Below are 20264 nucleotides of genomic sequence, written 5' to 3' on the forward strand. Positions count from 1 at the left end.
CGAAAGTCTTAGCAAACATTATTTTTTGTTCAGTGGTTGGATAAAGTCTGTATCGGTATGCCTTATTCACAATAATCACCTGCCTTGATTTTCTACGTATTTCCGAATAAGACAAAAGCAATCGTGTGACTCAATTACTTGCGTAAATTCGCCATACTCGCCTTCATCCCCCACCTAAGAGGTAGCGGACTTCTTGCGGGTTAGGTTAAAAAAATTAATATACTCCAATTATTATACCAGATTATATAAAAAAATACATATACTCCATGAAAGAAGTTCAGTATACATTTTAAACAAAAAAAGCTGGGGAAAAACATTAAAATATTTTCCCCAGCTTTTTTGTATTTCACAACTTCACATATTTCCAACCGTAAAAAATTATTTTTGGCAGCAGATATATGCTTACTGTATTGTTTTCAAGATGTATTAATGCTAAATAAAAATTTTATTTAAACGCGGAATTTCTGAATGGAAGCTTGTAGTTCAGAAGCAAGCTTAGCCAGTTCTTCACTTGCCGAGGCGATAGATTCAGAAGATGCGGATTGTTCCTGAGTGGCAGCGGAAACAGTTTGTGTTTGTTCCGTAGTGCTTTTACTCAAAGCATCCATTCTTTGTACAGCTTCTGTGATTGCCTTGCTCTTTACATCAGCTTCATCAATAGCTCCTGATATTTCCTTAATCTGTTCTGATACTGCATCTACAGAAGACATGATTTCAGCAAATGCGCTTCCTGCTTCATTTACTACCTGTGAACCTAATTCGACTTCCTTATAGCCATTTTCCATTGAGGATACAGCTTTATCTATATCGCCTTGGATGGAGGCAATTAATTGGCTGATTTGGTCAGCGGCATTTTGTGATTGTTCCGCAAGCTTTCTTACTTCTTCCGCAACTACGGCAAATCCTTTGCCTGCTTCGCCGGCTCTTGCCGCTTCAATGGCTGCATTTAAAGCAAGTAAATTTGTTTGGCTGGCTATTTCGGAGATAGTTGTTATTATCTGGCCAATCTGCAATGAACTGTTGCCGAGTTTTTTAACAACATCGCCTGCATCATTTACAGCTTTTTCGATGTTGGTCATCTGCTTAATGGTTTTATTTACGGCTAAGCTGCCTTCGTCTGCTTTTTTAGCTGTGTTGGCTGATTTATCAGCGACCTTGTCACTGCTTTCAGCGACGTGCTGTAAGCCTTCAGACATTTGCTGAACAGCAGACATTGATTTATTGGCTGCATTCGTTTGTTCTTCGGCGCCTTCTGCCACTTTGGTGATGGAGGTAGCCACCTGGGTTGCTGCCTGGGCGGATTGGTCTGCGCTCGCAGTTAATTCTTCGCTTGAAGCGGCCAGCTGTTCAGTCTGTATTTTTATTTGATTGATCAGCATATGGAAATTAGCCTTCATCTTTTCAAAACCATTACCGAGTTGGCCTAATTCATCTTCACTATTTATGACTACTTGCCTGTCTGTCAGATCGCCTTCTGCCAGAAGCATACATTCATCTCTCAGTGTTTCTATTGGTTTGGTAATTAATTTGGCGATGAAGAGGACGGTAATAATTGCCAAAATAATACAGAATATGGAACCTGCGAGCATCACTAAGGAAAGCTGATGGACACTTGCCATTCCTTCTGCCTGCGGTGCCGAGATTAGCATTACCCAGTTTTGTCCGCCAGGCATACTGACTGGTGTAGCTATCCCAAAGCGTTCAACATTATCCGCATAATATGTACCGGTTTCCTGTGCACCTGATTTTATGCTGTTTTGTAACAGCGCAATTAATTGGGGATCGATTTTTCCTTGACCGTTATCGGCACCTGAAGATGTATCTGCTCCAAGGAGATTAACTTTGCCGACTCTTTCAGGATTTTTCGGATCACCGATAAGCATTCCTGTAGTATCAATTAATTGCCCATAGCCCGTCTGTAAAAATTTAACAGAATCCATAACCGCACTTAATTTTTCCATGGGTACGGTTCCTGTTATTAAACCGACAACTTGATTGTTGTTTAAAACGGGTATGGCAAGGACAACAGATAATTTACCGCTTAAATTGCCGACTATTGGATCTGAAAGAACTTTTTTCTTTGTATCGATTGCTTTTTTATAAAATGGACGCTTACTTATATTCGTTTCTTTGCCGTCGCTGTTAAAGCCACTGCCGTCCGGGTTAATGTAAAATATCCCATCAAAATCACTTGCCCGTTCCTTCACGGAGGCAAGGATGGCTACGATTGCCTGTTTATCTCCGGGATTTTTGATAGCAGGTAGTCCAGCAATACCTTCGAGTTGGACAAAATCGTATTCTGTTCTGTCTTTGATACTGTTGCCATAGTCAGTCCCGACTGTCGATGCATTATCTTGAACATCCTTAGTCAAGGCGTGACTAGAAAAATAATAGCTTATTCCTGTTAATAAAATCAAAATTACTAATATTACCGGCAAAAAAAACAACAGCAATCTTGCCTTCATTCTTTTTATTTTCATTAGACTAACTCAACCTCCTGTTAAGCATACCTCACAATTCCCTTGTCAATAAACTAATTACGTGTTTCAATTACCGCAAAAGGCACAATCAATTTATTTATTCCTTGTGCAGCATACAGCCAATGTAATCATTAGTGAAAAATTTCCCATCAAAAGCTCTTATTTCCCCTCAACAAAAACAGTATCCCAATATATCTTATTTATTTAATATCGCCTCAACAGCCCTCCTTCTCAGCCAATTTTTATAATATGCCATTGATAATTTTGGAACAAACTGTCTGGTTATGCTAAAGCCTGGTTATTTAAACAGCCCGTAGTTTATCAAATGTTCAGTATTATTAAAATGCGATATATAATCTATAATAGTCATAAATTTCTTGCTTGTCAACGCAATTTGTATTTTACAGGGAAATATGATAACGTTTGCATCGTATTAAATACACTTTATGTACAAAAATCTTATTTTAAATTGCTTCAAGTATACAGTAACCACACTAAAACATAAGTTAATGTTAATTGTTTGTTAATTTTTAGAAGTACATATGATGGCAGGTATCCATATTTTATTAACTAAAAGGTAAACATGGTTCGCACAATTAAAGGATCACCCTTTTTTAATTATCAAGGTGATCCTTTAAATCTAATTTACATTATATATGTTTTTACTGAAATGCTTTAGTAAATGCTTGTGTTAAATCATTTATGAGGTCTTCTGGATTTTCAAGACCGATTGACAAACGAATCAGATTTTCTGGTATATCAGCTATTACCTTTTCATGCGGTTCTAATTCTCCGTGTGTAGTCTGTGGAGAGTTTACCAGTAATGAACGCACATCACCAATATTTACATGGTAATGGAATAATTTAATGCTGTCTATAAATGTTTCTAATTGTTTATCAGTACCTTTGAAACCAAAAGCCAACAGTCCGCCTACACCTTTAGGAAAATATTTTTTAGCTAGTTTATTATAAGGACTGTCTGGTAAAGCTGCGTAGCGAACCCATTCGACATGTTCGTTTTGTGTCAGGAAGGCTGCTATTTTTTCAGCATTTTTCGTCTGCCGGTGTACGCGTTCTGATAATGTTTCAAGGCCTAGCAATACTAAATAAGAATCAAACGGCGAAAGTGAAGCTCCTAAATATGCCAGATAGTGCCGTCTTATTTGGAAACAAAATGGTGCATCGGGAAAAACTTCCAGAAAACTGCGCGGTTTGTTGTTTTCATCGCGTAATGTCCAATGTTTTTTGGCAAAGTAGGGAAATTTACCACTGTTCCAGTCAAAGGTACCGCTTTCTAGTATGAGACCTGCAATAACGTTTCCATGGCCGCTCAATGCTTTAGTTGCAGAATATACTACGATATCAGCACCATGTTTTAGAGGATTAAATAGATACGGTGTGGCTACTGTGTTATCTACTACCAACGGTATCTTATTGTCATGCGCTATTTTAGCCAAAGCTTCAATATCCAGCAATACACCATTGGGATTACTGATGCTTTCTACATAGATGGCCTTGGTATCAGGCTGTATTTCTTTAGCCAATTCATGCGGTGATTCTATATTTTTGGCCACATTTATTTTGACATGGAATCTTGGGAAAATCTTTTTAAAACTGTCTGCTGTACCGCCGTAAAGGTAAGGTGTCGTTAGTATACTGCCGCCTTCTTCGGTTAGGCTGAGCAAGGTATAAGTGATCGCTGCCATACCTGACCCGACAGCGAGAGCGCCAGAAGCACCGTCCAGAACTTTTATCCGTTCTTCGAGTATTGTTCCTGTGTAATTGCCAACACGTGAATAGACGCATTTTGCTTCTTTGAATTGAAATAAGTTCCTTGCATCCTGTACGCTGGCAAAATCATATGCTGCCGATTGGTAAATCGGTGGTGAAACGGCATAATTATGTTCTTTAGAATTATAACCAGCGTGTATTTGTGCCGTTTCAAAGCCATAATCTGTTTTAGCCAAATTAATTTCTCCTTTAAAAATTATTGTTATCCCATTATCGATAACTTGCCAATACTGTATTAAATATATCCTCCATGACTCTGAGTCCACCATGGAAGCCTGCATAACCGGTGCATAAGACTAACCGGTAAGGTGATGGTACAGAGGCCGATAAAAAATCGAAATGTTTTTCTTTGGACAATTCTTTGTCCCAGCCGCTGCCGATAAGGAGTCCTCTGCCGTCATAAGTGATATCCCTGATAATATTTTGTACCTTACCTGCATCTGGTTCAAAAAGTAAAGGAACATTTTTTTTAGTGGATATGCCTTTTAAATCTGTGCGTATATCCTGTTGGAATTTCTCTGGCGTGTTATCAACTATAAATTGTTCTTTGGGGACTATGCCTGTTTCGTGTAAGAGAAATTTTGCCAAACCGACAACGTATCCCGCATCATGGATGATGTGGACATAATTGGGTAATCCATAGCGGAATTCCAATAAAAAAGTGGCTAGATTATCCAGTTCTTCATAATAGGCTGCGCTTTCGTGTTTTATAAAAAGCTTTGCTTTTTTATAATCTAGCGGTGTGTCATTTTCTTCTGCAAATGACAGCAGTGTATACAAAAATTTCTCTGTTTCATTTGCCCCTATTGGTATATGGGGGAACTTAAAAAACGGTTGTCCGTATATATTTTTGAGATGTTCGACAATACTTTGCCCATACCAGGGAGATACCAGTACATTGAAATTTGCTCGTGGAATTTGCTGCCATTCTGTAACTCCGGCAGATTCCGGTCCAAATAAAATATGTACTTTAAACCCAAGTTGTTCTAAAAGGTGCTTGTAAGTTCTCAAATTGCCCTTCCAGAATTGGTCTTGGTAAGGTATTGATGCAAATAAATTAACTGTTCTTTTTTCGCTGCGTACCGGATTTTCATCAATAAATTTATTTGTGTATTGGTCTATTATCGCGTTTACCACATCACCGTGCGCCACAAAGTTATTATTTTTAAAACCAGCGGTTTCCACTGTGACTATCGGTCGCCCGATTTCACGAAATTCGTTGGCAAGGCTGTCTATATCATCGCCTACAATGCCTGCTGTACAGCCTGTAAGGATAACCTGTAAATCACTGTTTAAAATTTTATAAGAATTGGTGATTATTTTTCGTAGTTTATCGATCCCGCCAAAGACAACTTCACTTTCGCTGAAATTAGTACATGGCGAAGTACTTCCGCCAGCATAACCCGTAGAGCGTTCAAAAAAACCTCTAACCATCATGCCGCAGCCTGGTCCTGAATGCAGTATAGGCAGTGCTTTGGGGATGGCAACAACACTCTGTAACGCACCTATTGCACAGGTGTAGCGTTCTTGTTCAATCATTTTGCCTGCCATTATTTTTTTCCTTTCAGAAATGTATATGGTTCCTGCTCCAACCACCAGTTGGTATAAGGGTTGGCTGTATGTTTTGCAAGATTTTTTACAAATTCATCATTTTCAATGACTTCAATAAGCCTTTTACCATATCTGATAAGTCCTTCATAGCCCATACTGAAATGTTCATCACCGATGAGCAGTGACGGAATGCCAAACTTCGCTCCCCAGAGCGTCATACCGCCATGCCGCGCCAAAAGCACATCTGGTTGTAAATGATGCAGCATGTTTACAAGTTCAAACTCCTGTTTATCACAGACATTGTAGTTGGGAATGTCACCGTAGTCACGTACAGTCTGAGCTAAGGCATCTGCCTTCTGGGTGTTGCTGTCATAGATGGGATCATGGTGAAATATCGCTGCACCTACAGCTTTTAATCCTAATTCGCGCAGCACAGACAATAATGCATGACCATGGGCGGCTCCAGCGGTAACATAGGCCAGTTTTCCCTCTAAACGTGCCCTTATTTTTTCTAGCTGCGGTAAGTATGTCGCTTTTTTCTCTGCTATGATTTGTTCGGCAATTTCACTTTTGCCCAAAATCCTTCCCAATTCGCGAAACCATCTGTCAGTCTGGAGGACACCGTAAGGTGGTGGAGTCTTGATCTCTGGGACACCGAACTCTTGCTCCAATGCGGCACCAAGGTAAGAGCCTAAAGTGGGGCATGCCTGAATAGTTGCTGCTGCCTCTGAAGAATGGGAAAGGCTTTCTACTGTTGAGTAAGGCGTTATATAATTGGGTTTTACACCGAAGGCTGCAAACCATTGGGTAAATACATCGCTTCCCCAAAAATTAATAACGTTTATGACATCTTGCTTATGTGTTTTAGCCGGTTTTATCAATTTGCGGGCGATACCATGATAGCCAGCATCGAAACCACTGGTCCATACTTTAGAACGAAAGCCTTCGCAAAAAATAGCTATAATAGGGATACCCAATTCGCTTTCCAGCTCATTTGTCACACTTTCTATATCGTCACCGATGATAGCTGCAGCGCATGTAGACAATACGAAAATTGCTTTTGCCTGTGTCCTTTTATAGACGTCCCTGATTGTTTCTGCCAGTTTATCGCCGCCACCGTATACGGTTTCTTCTTCACCTATATTTGTAGAAAATATTCTTCGCTGGGTGGGATGTGCTACATTGCGTAAAGGTGCATTGACTCTGTAAGTGAATGCAAATTCGTGCAGGCATGATGCGCACCCTACGGGGCCGTGGCAGATAACTGCGGCATCCTGGATAAGTGTTACCATACATGCGGCCTTACTTATGGAGCAATCAATGCACTGGCTGAATGTTCGTTTTTTACCTTGTATTCTGCCGTGGCCAGAGCATTTTACCAACTCTCCTGCGCTGCCTTGGAAACTTGTTATAGAACCAAGCCGAGTTTCCCTGACTTCTACTTCCGGCATAGTAAGATCTATTTTCTTCACGTCAATCCTTCCTTTATTGCTAAAATTATGCCGACTTGCTTATAACGGTAGTAAATATTTTTTCTAAGAGACTTAGTGCACCACGATAGCCAATATAGGTCCGATCTAAAACAACTTCATAGGAAGCCGGAAAACCAACTTCCACTATACTGCCACCCAATTTTTTGCTGGTATCACGTTCCCAGGTAGTGCCAAAAATTATAGGCGGGCGATGTCCATAATTTACTTTTTCCAATATGGTATTGATCTCATAACCGTCTTCTAAAAAAGTGACATCAGTCGAAACATCAGTATCTAAGTTTTTGTATTCTTCAATAATGGCTTGCCTGTACTTTTCCGGTGGATTATCTGTAATAATCTGTATGGCTGGAATTAAGCCCAGTTGCTTTACTAAGAATTTATTTATTGCTAAATTGTAGGCACTGTCTCCCACGACGGCATAAGAAGAAGGCAGCCCCCACCAATATTCTGCATAAAAATCTGTAAAATGCTCTAAATAATAATAGTATTTTTTTTCTTCAGCAACTATAAATTGATCAACTTTTTGCTTATCTATTCCTGCAAAATCCACTACTTTATGGAGAAAATCAGCTGTCTGGTCAGCACCTATAGGTAAAACAGGAATGTGCAAGTATGGCTGATCATATTTTTCTTCCAAATACTGTGCAATGGAAAGTCCCAGCCACGGAGAAACCACTAAGTTAAATTGGGCTTTTGGTATGCTTTTCCATTCTTCGACGCCGTTTGCTGTATTGCCGAAGAGAATATTAACGGCAAAGCCTGCGCCTTCGAGTACTCTTTTAAGTTCTGCAAGGTCACCGCGCCAAAAAGTATTTTGAAAAGGCAGTTCTGACCATACGTTTATAAGTCCTTTTTGCTTTTGTTCATGTGGCTGGGCGTATTTGTCAACAAATTGTTCGATTATTGCTTTTACTACTATCTCATGGCCGATAAAATTATTTCCCTTAAATCCGCCTGTCTCTGCATTCACGATAGGAATACCCTGTTTTTGGAAGGAATCGACGACTGCACCGGTGTCATCACCGACCAATTCGCCAATACAACCATTTAAAACGACAAATAAATCTGCTTTAAGTATTTTTAGGCTGGCTTCGATCAGCTCTTGAAGACGTTTTGCCCCACCGAAAACAACATCGTTTTCTTGGAGATTGGAGCTGGGGATAACAGCTCCGCCAGAATAGCCGCCGCCCTGGAAACCATTATAAAAACTAAGGCTCATATATTGTTTGTCAACACAGCCCGGGCCGCAATGGGCGATGGGCATAGCCCCCGGAATGGCAGAAACAGAATGGAACGCCCCTAAAGCACAACCATAGCGAACTTGGTTAATGGAAGTAAATTTTGTATTTTTACATGTCTCCATATTTAGACCTCTCTATCTTTCAAATCATTTTTTTATTTATCGTGCCAGAATATATGCGTCCTTCTGTTTTAGCCACCAATCTGTATAGGGCAATTTCACATGGGTTTTAATACTGTTATGGAATTTTTTACGGGCTAGGATATCCAATATGGTTTCTCCCAAATTAATTATTCCCTGATAACCAATGGCTATATGTTCATCACCTAAAGGGGCTGCCGGAATACCGAGCCTTGAAGCGAGTGGAGCCAGACCGTTATGCCTGATGAGCATAAAATCTGGATGTACTTTTTGCGAAAAGGCATACAGTTGGTATTGCTGCCGATTGCTGACATGGAAGTTTTCTACATTACCATAGTTTTTTAATAAATGGCCGAGTGAATCTTCTCTATCATCACCGCTGTCGTAGACTGGATCATGATGAAAGACCAGAGAGCCGTTCACTTCGACATTCAGTTCCCGCAAAACCTGTATCAAACCATGTGAATATGCGGAGCCAGTGGCTACATAGCCTTTTACGCCTCTTAATTTTTCTTTTAATTTTTTGATGCGTGGACGAACCCTGGAATGCTCGCTGGCAATGTATTTTTCCGCCAATTCTTCCCGATGTGTTACACGGGCCAGTTCTCGCAGCCATGCATCTGTGCCAGAAAAACCGTACGGCATAGGTGCCTTAACTTCGGGGACACCAAAGTGTTGTTCTAGCGCGGTGGCTAAATAAGATGACAAAGTGTAGCAAAAACCAACTGTTGCTGCCGCTTCAGACATTCTCGCCAAATCATCGACGGAAGCCAAATCTATAACATAATTTACTTTGAGATTTAGATTTGCAAGCATCGGTGTAAATACATCCGAGCCCCATAAATTGATTACATTGACAAGGTCTTCCTGTTTGTGTGGGTTTTTACGGACTATTTGTCTTAAAATGCCATGCTGCGTAGCATCAAAACCTGTACTCCAGTGTTTTGACCTAAAACCTTCGCAGGCCATGGGGATTACCGGTACGCCCAGCTCTTCCTGCTTTTCCCTGGCAATGCTTTCAATATCTTCGCCAATGATACCTGTTGCGCAGGAGGTGGCAATAAATATAGCTTTGGGCTTATAACGTAGCCAAGCGGCATCAATAGCACTGCGCAGTTTATCTGACGCACCAAAAACCATGTCTTCTTCCGTTAGGTTTGTATTGATTATGCGGATATTTTCTACCTTATGTCCCCGCATCGAAAGTCCATTGCGATAAATAGAATTATATGGAACCTGTCCAGCACCGCAGCCTATTGGCGAGTGCTGTATTAAAACCGCATCCCGTACATTACCGGCTTGGCATTCAACCATTTGTTCACTACACACCGACCCTTGTGAAAAAGGCCCTTGCAATTCACATAACCGGCAGCCATCACCGCTGCCGCAGCCTGCTGCCCTGCCTGAAAAATTGGACTGTCGGTGTAGTTCCTTTATATCACCATCCCAGGCGATAATAGTGCCTAAACGCTGTTCGCGTGGCTGTACCTCCGAAATATCTAAATTGATCTTTTTTTGCATTTGCTAGCTCCTTTGCACTTAAGCATCCTCAAATATTGAATAATATCTTTATCCATATATTTTTTTACTAAAATAACGGTCACCGCGGTCAGGGAAAATAACCACTATATTTCCGCTGGTTATCTCTTTAGACAGTTTCACGGCAGCAGATAACGCTGCCCCTGACGATGTTCCCACGAATAAACCTTCATGCTTAGCCAGCAACCGCACTGCTTCCAGCGCTTCTTGGTCAGACACTTTTATCACTTTATCAACAAGATCCATATCCATTGTGGCAGGAATAAAATCATTGCCGATACCTTCAATATCGTAATCCTTATGTTCGCCACCACCTAAAGTTGATCCCAAAGGGTCAGCCAGTACCCCTTTTAGTCCGGGAATCTTTTCTTTTAGATAACGGGTGGTACCGCTATAGGTGCCACCACTGCCCGCACCAGCGATAAAGAAATCTATTTGGGCATCCAAGTCTTGATAAATCTCCGGCCCGGTCGTTTGGTAATGGGCTAATACGTTATCGGGATTGTCAAACTGATTAAACGAGACTGCATTGGGGATTCCCGCTTTTATTTCCTGTGCTTTTTTAGCCGCGCCGAGCATCCCGTCCTCGCGTGCCGTATTTATTATTTGTGCTCCAAGTGCTTTCATCAGGCATTGTTTTTCTAAAGAAAATTTGTCTGGTACAACAAATATGACTTTATAGCCTTTATTTATTGCCGCTAAGGCTATGCCAATCCCCGTATTTCCTGCGGTGGCTTCCACAATAGTGGCACCTGGTTTAATATCCCCTCTTTTTTCCATTGCTTCTAAGATAAATACACCAATACGGTCTTTGACGCTGCCTCCTGGATTCCAGAATTCCAGTTTAGCGAAAATATTTATTTTCTCCGGTATTCCCAAATTATTTAGTTTAAGGAGTGGAGTTTTGCCAATTAATGAATGTATACCTTTATAGTATTTCATATCAGCCCTCCGCCTTTTTAGCTGCCTGCGTTATATCAACCAGCAAGTCTTCATAGTCCTCGATGCCCACAGACAAGCGAAGTAAACTGTCGGTAATGCCGATACGCTTTCGGACGTCAGGTGGGATTGAAGCATGTGTCATTGAAGCCGGTTGGCAGATTAATGATTCCACTCCGCCGAGACTTTCAGCCAAGGTAATTATTTTAAGATTATTTATAAAAAGCTTATAATCATATTTTTTCTGTAATTCAAAGGAAAGCATTCCTCCAGCACCATCTGCCTGTCTGGTTTGTATTTCGTAACCGGGATGGTCAGGCAGCCCCGGATAATAGACGTGTTTTACCCAATCTTGTGCTTTTAGCCATTCTGCTATCTTGGCAGCATTTTTCTGATGGCGTTCCATTCGCACACCTAAGGTTTTTATTCCTCTTATCAGTAAAAAGGAATCGATCGGTGCCAAAACACCACCAGTAGAATTTTGGATAAAATACAGTTTTTGGGCTAATTCGTCATCATTTGCTATTACTACTCCGGCAATAAGGTCGCTATGCCCTCCTAGGTATTTTGTAGCACTATGCAGCACTATGTCTGCACCTAAGGTAAGCGGACGCTGTAAATAAGGGGACATAAAGGTATTGTCCACTATTGTCAATACCTTATGTCTTTTTGCCGTTTCAGCTACGGCTGCTATATCAGTTACTTCCAATAAAGGATTAGTCGGTGTTTCTACTAGAATAGCTTTAACTTCTTTGGTCAGATTTTTTTCTATTTCTTTAATGTTTCCTGTATCCACGAATTGATACGTAATGCCAAAATTTATAAAAATTTTATCTAAGATACGAAAGGTTCCACCGTAGACATTTTTGGAAATCAAAATTTTATCGCCAGTGGAAAATAAGGTAAACACAGCTGCTATAGCTGCCATACCGGATGCAAAAGCCAAACCATATCGACCATGTTCCAATTCCGCCACAAGTTTTTCCAGTGCTTCACGGGTTGGGTTACCTGTACGGGAATATTCATAGCCAGTATTTTTGCCAAGGCGTATTTGTTTATAGGTCGATGTTTGGTAAATAGGTACACTTACTGCGCCTGTGGTTTTATCTCCATCTATGCCACCATGTATTAAAATAGTATTTAAGTTATGCATTCGTCCTTTTGCCATATAGGTTCAAGTCCCTTCGTTATTATTTATTATGTTTGTTTATATAAGGCAGTGTTTATTCATCCTTAACATCATCAAAAAATTTGAAACTATTTTTTTGTAATGCATTTATATCAACACTTTTATCGAGCATGCCGATATCTTGTAATTCTTTCGCCACGGTAGTAAATGAATCATAAGCTTTCTGCACTGATGGTATATACTTGAAGGTTTTCAGTATCTTTGCATTCTTTTCAGCATCACCAGCAACGTATTTATTATCTACCTGTAGTTTTGCTGTTTCATCAGGATGTGCTTGTATCCAACGGCTGGCCTTCATCATTGCCCGAGTATATTGCGCGGCTGCTTCTGGATGTTCGGCAAGCAATTTATTGCTCACATAAGCTACGCAGCAGTATTGATCCTTATAAGGAGCATCCATTGCTGAATCAGCCAGTATATTTAAACCATATTTGTCGGCAGCGATGCTGGCAACAGGATCATTGTCTGCAATTGCATCAATGGCTCCTTTTTCTAAGGCAAGTGGTAATTCGCTGTCACTAAATACGACAAATTCAACTTCCATATTTTTTTCAGTTACACCTATGCCATGTGCAGCCAATACGCGTTTAGCAAATATTATCGGGCTGCTGTTAAGGCTAGGTACGCCGATCCTTTTTCCTTTGAGATCTTCAATGCTTTTAATTTTTCCATTATTTGGAACCAGAACCTTGTCGCAGCCAGTATGCAGGCCTACTGTAAGCTTGACGGGCAGCCCGTTTGACAATGGTTGGATCAAGTTTGCCATCAAATTGAAACCGGCATCCGTCTGTCCTGAACTTATACTTTCAAAAGCCGTGCCAGGAGCAAGTTTTATAGGATCTACCTTTAGCCCTTCTTCAGCAAAAAAGCCTTTTTCGATAGCCATATGTAGGGGTGCTTCGCAAAGTGACCCGCTATAACCGACTTTTAGGACAAAGTTATCATCATTAGTATTATTTTCTGCCGCCGTGTCTTTGCTCTGTTGGCCGCAGCCTGTTATTGTGAGTAGCAGGACAATTAAGGCAGTAGAAAGCAATAATATTTTTTTCATTGTCATTTTCCTTTCATTCCCCAATTTATTGTATGGAAATTATATAAAGTAACCAGGGTCTTCAGTTTTTCCGGCATAATCTAGGATTTTTAATATTTGGGTGCGTAAATAAAGAAACTCAGAACTACTGCGGACTCGGGGATAAGAAAGATTTACATCAAGTATTTTTTCTACTTTGGCCGGGCGCGGCGTCATTACCACTATCCTGCTGGAAAGATACACTGCTTCATCTACATCATGGGTGACCAGTATCATTGTCATTTTTTCTTTTTTCCAAAGATGGATAAGTTCGTCCTGCAAATTCATACGTGTAAAAGCATCAAGCGCACCTAGCGGTTCATCAAGCAGCAATACTTTGGGATCATTTATCAATACCCGGGCCAGACCTGCTCTTTGTATCATCCCACCAGATAATTGATGGGGATAAGATTTTTCAAATCCTGCCAAAGATACCATATTAATAAATTTACTTACTCTTTCTTTATGTTTGCGATAAACATTTCTGGCTTTAAGGCCAAAAGCAATATTGTCGTATATATTGAGCCAGGGAAATAACATCGCGTTTTGGAATACCAAGCCTCGTTCATAGGAGGTGCCTTCAATTCCGGCTCCATCCATAGAAAGCGTTCCTTTAGTAGGTGTGCTTAAACCGGCAATGAGGCGCAGCAAAGTTGATTTGCCGCAACCGGACGGTCCTATTAAAGAAATAAATTCACCGGCTTTTATATTTAAATCGACACCATCCAAGGCAGTTATTTCATTGCCATCGTCTGTTGTGAATTTTTTTATTACTGAGTTTATATCTATAGCGCCTACCATTTTATGACCCCTTTTTGCCAGACCAGAATACGGTCGCGTACTTTGAACAACAGCATTACCAATAGATAAAAACTAACCGCTATAATAATGAGGCCTGCGTATACATTGGCATAAGCCATCATGTCCTTTTGCCAATTTATGTACCAGCCGATACCATTTTTTACGCCCAACAGTTCAGCTGTCATAAGTGTTACAAAAGAAATTCCGGCGCCGTTAAATATTCCTAGAAACATTTGCGGCATAGCCGCAGGAATGCCTACTTTTAAAATTTGATAATACCGTCCTGCCCCTAAGGTACTGGCAACTTCAAAATAGGCGTTGGGAATATTTTGGATGCCGCCAGCTGTCATTATAGTTGTAGGAAACCACACAGATAATGCGATTAGAAAAACACTGCCTGCAAAAGTTGTTGGAAACACTACGAGCACTATTGGAATCCATGCAGTCGGCGGCATGGGGCCGATCGCTCGTACCAGCGGGTTGATCCAATAAGAAATTACTTTATTAAAACCGACAGCAATTCCCGTTATTACACCGGCAATAACACCGATAGCAAATCCGGCAAAAAGCAGCTTTGCTGAAGAGAAGACACAAGTAGCCAGAAAAGCACTGTCTTCCACAATGACGGAAAATACTCTGTCTATCGATGGGAAAAATATGACCGGCAGTAAAGCATATTTTTTAGAAACTAAATTAAATATATTCAATAAAAGAATTAATACTGCATAAAACGGTGCCTGTTTAGCAAAATTTTTATCTTTAGTTTTTCTTAGATTATCGCGAATAATATTTATGATAAATATTATTCCTAAAATCAGAAGGAACCATAAAAAATATTTTGTTTTTGTAGGTGTATGCAAAGGTGAATCAGGCAGCCAAAGATCTACTCCTACAGCTAAAAGTACAGAGAGCAACGGCAGCCACGATTTTAATCTTTTCATAATAAATTTATTCCCCCAAAACAGTTTAGTAGCCGAGCAAAAAAATTATATCTGCATTATTTGTATATAAATTAAACATTATTCATTAAAAAATTGATCTTGAGGTAGCAGTTTTGCGTTTAAATACCGCAGAATATATTTCACTCATAAGATGTAAACCGCCATTATATCCTGTATAGGTATCATTTAAAATCACTGTTTCATCAAGTGGTAAGCTGAGATATGCATAAAGACTGCCAATATCAAGTGCAAGAAATTTTTCCCAGGAGCTGCCGAGAATAATTGAACGTTTTGCTTTATCAGCGCTTTGGCGTATATCAGCTTCGATGCGTCCTCCGTCATTTTCGAAAGTTAAAGCAGTTACCAATTTACGGTCACGTGCTGATAATGACTCGGTAATAATCTGCTGCCATTCCGGTTTTAATTCATCGGTCAAATAAATTTTCTTAGGCGTAAGTCCCAATTCATCGACAAGAAAAGCACTTATTCCCGGAGCATAGATACTGTCCCCCACAGTATAGAAATCAACCGGTAAATTGTTCCAATACTCACCTATAAAATCTGATACAGATATGAAGTAATCATAAAAACGTTTTTCTTCTTCTTTGATAAATCTTTCAGTTCTTATGGGTGAGAGTCCGGCAAATACGGAAACATCGCGTAAGAATTGGCTGGTTTCCTTAGCACCAACTGGCAATAAGGGATATTGTAGATATGGTGTATCGTATTTTTCTTGTAAAAGTTTGACAATATCAATTCCAGTCGACGGCGAAATCAATAAGTTAAACTGTGCATTGGGAATGTTTGCCCATTCACTAATTCCTGCTGAACCGTTGCCAAATAGAATATTTACTTCAAGCCCTATTCCTGTTAAAACACGCTTGATTTCTTCCAAATCACCGCGCCAAAAGGGATCTTGGAACGGTACTACTGCGAACACATTTACTAAGCCGCGCTGGACCTTTGGTTCCACACTACCTATAAATTGTTCAATAATGGATTTTATAACTATTTCATGTCCATAGTAACTACTGCCTTTAAATCCAGCAGTTTCCGTTCCTACTACTGGATATCCTTGGGCGGCAAAGCGTTCAGCTACAGCTATTGAATCATCACCGACGATGTCGGAGGTGCAGCCGGATAACACGACGAATAAATCGCCGTCGAGAATTTGTAAAGCCCCTTTTATTTCTTTTGCCAGGCTTGTTTCACCGCCGAAAATAACTTCTGATTCTCCGGTATTGGTGGAGGAAATATGGGAACCACCACCATATCCTTCACCTTGGAAACCGGCGCCGGTAGCGGCAAAAGCAAAGGATTTGGAGGCGCATCCCGGCCCTGCATGTACGATTGGCAAAGCACGTGGAATTGCCAATACGGTCTGTTGTGCGCTTAAAGCACAGCCATAACGTGGTTGTTCGATTATGTCACTCATAGCCCACCATCCTGTGTATTATTAAAATTAACAATACTATTTTGCTGCCACCATTTGCTGTATGGTAATTTGGCGTGCAAGGCAATATTGTTGAACAAATTTTTAGCAGCTAATAGTTCTATTAATCGCCGCCCAAATTTTAAAACACCATCATAACCAATACTGTAATTTCCATCGCCTTCACTTAAAGTGGGAATTCCCAGTTTCATCCCGAAGGGCGCTAAATTGGGATGGCGTACTATTAATACGTCCGGTTTTATGTCTTGCAATAACTTAAGGATACGATATGGCTGCTTATTGCATACCGTGACATTTTTTATATTTCCATTACTTTTAATTAATGCATCCAGTGTATTTACCTGTTGCGGTGTTTCAAAATGTAAGTCATGGTGCAGTGTGCTTAAACCAATTACCTTCAAATTTAGGTCTTTAGCAATATTGGCTAGATTATGGGCAAAAGCATCTCCCGACAATACATAAACTGTTTTTCCCGCCAACTGTGTCCTGAGCTTTTCTAATTCTGGCTGTATTCGTTCATGTTCTTGGGCGATTACTTGTTCTGCCAAATCCAACCGATCGGTGTATTTAGCTATTTCCCTTAACCAGCCGTCAGTCCAGTTAATACCAAATGGTGGTGGTACTTTTACTTCGGGGACGCCATATTGTTCTTCCAATGCCGCAGCTACGTATGTAGCCAGCGTTTCACAAATATGCGCTGTGCAGGCAGCTTCCGTAAGAGAAGCAATTTGCTCCAAGGTGGCCATTGGCACTAAATAATTTACACGTAAACCAAGCTTATGCAAAAAAGGGATAAATGTGTCTGAACCGGCAAAGTTAAATATGTTTACCAGATCATGTTGTTTTTTCTGCGCTGGTTTTACCAGCCTGCGTAAAACTGCGTGGAAGGCAGCATCAAAACCTGTGGACCATATGTTTGATTTAAAACCTTCGCAATATACCGGAACAACTGGATAATGCAATTTTTCTTCTGCCTGCCGAGCAATGCTTTCCATGTCTTCACCAATGATACCTGAGGCACAGGAAGCCTGGAGGAAAATGGTCTTAGGTTTAAAGCGGCGGTCAGCTTCATATATTGCTGCAAATAATTTTTTAGAAGCACCATAGACAGTGTCTTCTTCATTTATGTTGCTGCTGATCATCTGTACCTTATGTTCAGGTAGACCACGATTTTTAGATACTGCCCGGCTTAAAATATGGCGTGGTGACACGCCGATACTGCAACCAATTGGCGCATGGCTAACCACTGCTGCCCCGATGACATGGTAGGTTATTGTTTCCGCGCATCCTTCAGCGCATTGGCTGCACTGATTGTAAGAACTGCCAGGGCATTTAACTTTTCTCTTTTTAGATTGGATATTAAGAGTTTCTGCATCACCCTGATAGGAAAGAATCGCGTTTAGTCTTCTCTCCCTGATTTCAACTTCAGGCATATCTTTGTAAACTGCCATACACTAATCACTCCCATCAGCAACACTAATTAATAATTTCCGGGTATTGATGTGACAATAGCTTCGCTTCAATTGATTTCAAAATAAAATCGATGAAGACGGCTAAAACGGCAATTGTCACTGCCCCAGCATAAATCCGGTCGATATTATAATTTTCCTGGTTGGATAAAACAAACCAGCCAAGACCTGAGTTAGAACCCATCATTTCTATAACTATCAGTAAGAAAAACGCATAACCTGCGCTGATACGCAGTCCTGTAAATAGTGACGGCATAACCATCGGTATAGTGATCTTAGAAAACAGCTGCCAACGGCTTAGGCCAAATGAAGCACCAACTTTAAGTATGTCAGTATTAGCATTTTTGATGCCATCACAAATACTGAAAAGTATAGGCCAAAGGCATACCCAGCTTAAAATGATAGTTTTTGCAAATTCACCTATCCCTGCAAATAAGATAACCACATGAAATAAAATAAATGGGTTAGCCTGTTCTGCTACTTTGAGCAGCGGCCAGATAGACATTTGCAATCCACGCGGCCATACAGATAACCAAAATCCTAATGGTACTGCGATAAGCACACCCACTACAAAACCTAGTACAGCTCTTTGCAGGCTGATTAGAACACTTGCCGAAAAACTACCATTAATGAGTAGCTGCCATATAGTTTCTAAAACACTTGAAAAGGGTGGCAAGAATAAATTATTAACCAAACCACTTCTACTCAATATTTCCCAAACTACTATAAAAAGTAATATAAAAACCTTATTCTCGAAAAATTTTTGCACATGTTCTATTTGCATGGTGCTCACCTGTAAATTCATCAATTTTCATATATTTGTCCATTATTAGCGAAAGTGATATTTTTAGGTGACAGCAGATGCTATTTTATGGCCATGTACCACCGCTCGGATGTAACATAACACTATACGTATCATCATCGTCATCTTGTCCCATATCCATATGCTGGTTAGTATCACTATTTTGTTCGTTTTGATCTTGATCATGTTTGTCCATATCCATATGTTGGTTCATATTGCTACTTTGTTCGTTTTGATCTTGGTCATGCTTATCCATATCCATATGTTGGTTCATATCGCTATTTTGTTCATCTTGATTTTGATCATGTTTATCCATATCCATATGCTGGTTCATATCACTATTTTGTTCATCATGATCTTTATCATGCATATGCATATCCATATTCATATGCTGTTCCATGCCATTATCTGTACCAGAACTATGTGAGCTCTGTCCCATCTTTGGCATTGGTTGTAAAGTCTGTTGCTGCACTAGCTGACTACCAAAGACAATAACACTACATGCACCACCTACTATCAATGGTATCCAATATCTATGCCAGCTTACTCTGCCTGTTGATGTTTCGTGCAGACCCTGTTTTGTCTCTTTGACCGGTTCATACCAAAAACGTATTTCCCTTTCAATCTCTGCAAAAATTTGTATCAACACAATACCCAATAAAATAATTAGTACACCGCCGGCATATAAACGCGGAATATCAAATTCCATTGCACTGCCGTGCACCATTGCACCAAGTCCTGTGCGGGCATTGAGCATTTCTACGCCGGTCAGCATGAATACTGATAATTGGGTACTTATTCTCACACCAGTCATAATTGTCGGAAAAGCTGCAGGTATTAATACCTTTATAAACATGGCTGCAAAAGTCACCTTCATTGAACGGGCGGTTTTTATAATCGCCGGATTAATATAACGTACACCGGTAATTGTATAAAAAAGGACAGGCCAAAAGGCAACAATTGCAATTATGGCCAGTTTCTGTTTTTCTCCTATGCCGAATAACAGTAAGAATAAGGGTGACAGTGAAAAAGGATTCACATGGCTTAGTAATCTGAATAATGAGTCCATTTGTCTTACCAAATGAGGGAACCAGCCCTGTAGTAATACACCAAGCAGTATACCGGCGATTATAGCCAGTGATAAGCTGCATGTTATTCTCCATAAACTGATAAGGAGGTTATTGACTAGTTCACCGCTCATTAGTAAATGTGCCATTTCATTCAGTATTATTGATATTGGCGGTAAAAATTGCGTGTCAACTAAATTAGCGCGGGTAGACAGTTCCCAGAGAAGTAAAAACAATACAATGCCTGAACTTTTGATCAGCAGCTGTTTTAATTTGCTTTCAGTTTGTAACCACACTAT

The 20264-nt window shown here is 40.2% G+C and carries 16 protein-coding genes; all 16 read right to left on the bottom strand.

Features of this window, described 5'->3' with window-relative positions:
- On the bottom strand, positions 1 to 79 hold a 79-nt coding region (locus EDC37_RS12635; RefSeq protein ID WP_207900827.1), incomplete at its 3' end, for a helix-turn-helix domain-containing protein.
- Between the two features lie 370 nt (positions 80 to 449).
- Positions 450 to 2480, bottom strand: coding sequence for a methyl-accepting chemotaxis protein (locus EDC37_RS09545; RefSeq protein ID WP_132550756.1), 2031 nt, complete (start codon positions 2478 to 2480; stop codon positions 450 to 452).
- 662 nt (positions 2481 to 3142) lie between these two features.
- Complete coding sequence (locus EDC37_RS09550) at positions 3143 to 4447, bottom strand: O-acetylhomoserine aminocarboxypropyltransferase/cysteine synthase family protein (RefSeq protein WP_196589798.1); 1305 nt, start codon at positions 4445 to 4447, stop codon at positions 3143 to 3145.
- Positions 4448 to 4481: 34 nt separating this feature from the next.
- Complete coding sequence (locus tag EDC37_RS09555; protein WP_132550760.1) at positions 4482 to 5822, bottom strand: nitrogenase component 1; 1341 nt, start codon at positions 5820 to 5822, stop codon at positions 4482 to 4484.
- On the bottom strand, positions 5822 to 7294 hold the full coding sequence (locus EDC37_RS09560) for a nitrogenase component 1 (protein ID WP_132550762.1): 1473 nt from the start codon (positions 7292 to 7294) through the stop codon (positions 5822 to 5824). The genes EDC37_RS09555 and EDC37_RS09560 overlap by 1 nt, the downstream gene beginning before the upstream one ends.
- Positions 7295 to 7319: 25 nt before the next feature.
- On the bottom strand, positions 7320 to 8678 hold the full coding sequence (locus tag EDC37_RS09565; protein ID WP_132550764.1) for a nitrogenase component 1: 1359 nt from the start codon (positions 8676 to 8678) through the stop codon (positions 7320 to 7322).
- 36 nt (positions 8679 to 8714) lie between these two features.
- Positions 8715 to 10217: a nitrogenase component 1 gene (locus EDC37_RS09570; protein WP_132550766.1), complete on the bottom strand. Its 1503-nt coding sequence runs from the start codon at positions 10215 to 10217 to the stop codon at positions 8715 to 8717.
- A gap of 48 nt (positions 10218 to 10265) precedes the next feature.
- Positions 10266 to 11177: a PLP-dependent cysteine synthase family protein gene (locus tag EDC37_RS09575; RefSeq protein WP_132550768.1), complete on the bottom strand. Its 912-nt coding sequence runs from the start codon at positions 11175 to 11177 to the stop codon at positions 10266 to 10268.
- Between the two features lies 1 nt (position 11178).
- Entirely contained in the window at positions 11179 to 12342 is a 1164-nt protein-coding gene (locus EDC37_RS09580; RefSeq protein WP_231039989.1) for a trans-sulfuration enzyme family protein, read from the bottom strand.
- 55 nt (positions 12343 to 12397) lie between these two features.
- Complete coding sequence (locus EDC37_RS09585) at positions 12398 to 13414, bottom strand: ABC transporter substrate-binding protein (RefSeq protein ID WP_231039988.1); 1017 nt, start codon at positions 13412 to 13414, stop codon at positions 12398 to 12400.
- Between the two features lie 39 nt (positions 13415 to 13453).
- Positions 13454 to 14233, bottom strand: a complete 780-nt coding sequence (locus tag EDC37_RS09590; protein WP_132550771.1) for an ABC transporter ATP-binding protein — start codon at positions 14231 to 14233, stop codon at positions 13454 to 13456.
- A complete protein-coding gene (locus tag EDC37_RS09595) occupies positions 14227 to 15174 on the bottom strand; it encodes an ABC transporter permease (protein ID WP_132550773.1) in 948 nt (315 codons plus the stop codon). Before EDC37_RS09595 ends, EDC37_RS09590 begins: the two co-directional genes overlap by 7 nt.
- 85 nt (positions 15175 to 15259) lie before the next feature.
- On the bottom strand, positions 15260 to 16609 hold the full coding sequence (locus tag EDC37_RS09600) for a nitrogenase component 1 (protein ID WP_132550775.1): 1350 nt from the start codon (positions 16607 to 16609) through the stop codon (positions 15260 to 15262).
- Positions 16606 to 18078 carry a nitrogenase component 1 gene (locus EDC37_RS09605; RefSeq protein WP_132550777.1) on the bottom strand — a complete coding sequence of 491 codons (1473 nt, stop codon included), beginning with the start codon at positions 18076 to 18078 and terminating at the stop codon, positions 16606 to 16608. Before EDC37_RS09605 ends, EDC37_RS09600 begins: the two co-directional genes overlap by 4 nt.
- A gap of 25 nt (positions 18079 to 18103) precedes the next feature.
- Entirely contained in the window at positions 18104 to 18880 is a 777-nt protein-coding gene (locus EDC37_RS09610; protein WP_165874501.1) for an ABC transporter permease, read from the bottom strand.
- Between the two features lie 85 nt (positions 18881 to 18965).
- On the bottom strand, positions 18966 to 20261 hold the full coding sequence (locus tag EDC37_RS09615; protein WP_132550781.1) for an ABC transporter permease: 1296 nt from the start codon (positions 20259 to 20261) through the stop codon (positions 18966 to 18968).
- Positions 20262 to 20264 lie beyond the last annotated feature (3 nt).

Origin of the sequence: Pectinatus cerevisiiphilus (genome assembly GCF_004341685.1) — a bacterium.
Taxonomy (GTDB): Bacteria; Bacillota; Negativicutes; order Selenomonadales; family Selenomonadaceae; genus Pectinatus; species Pectinatus cerevisiiphilus.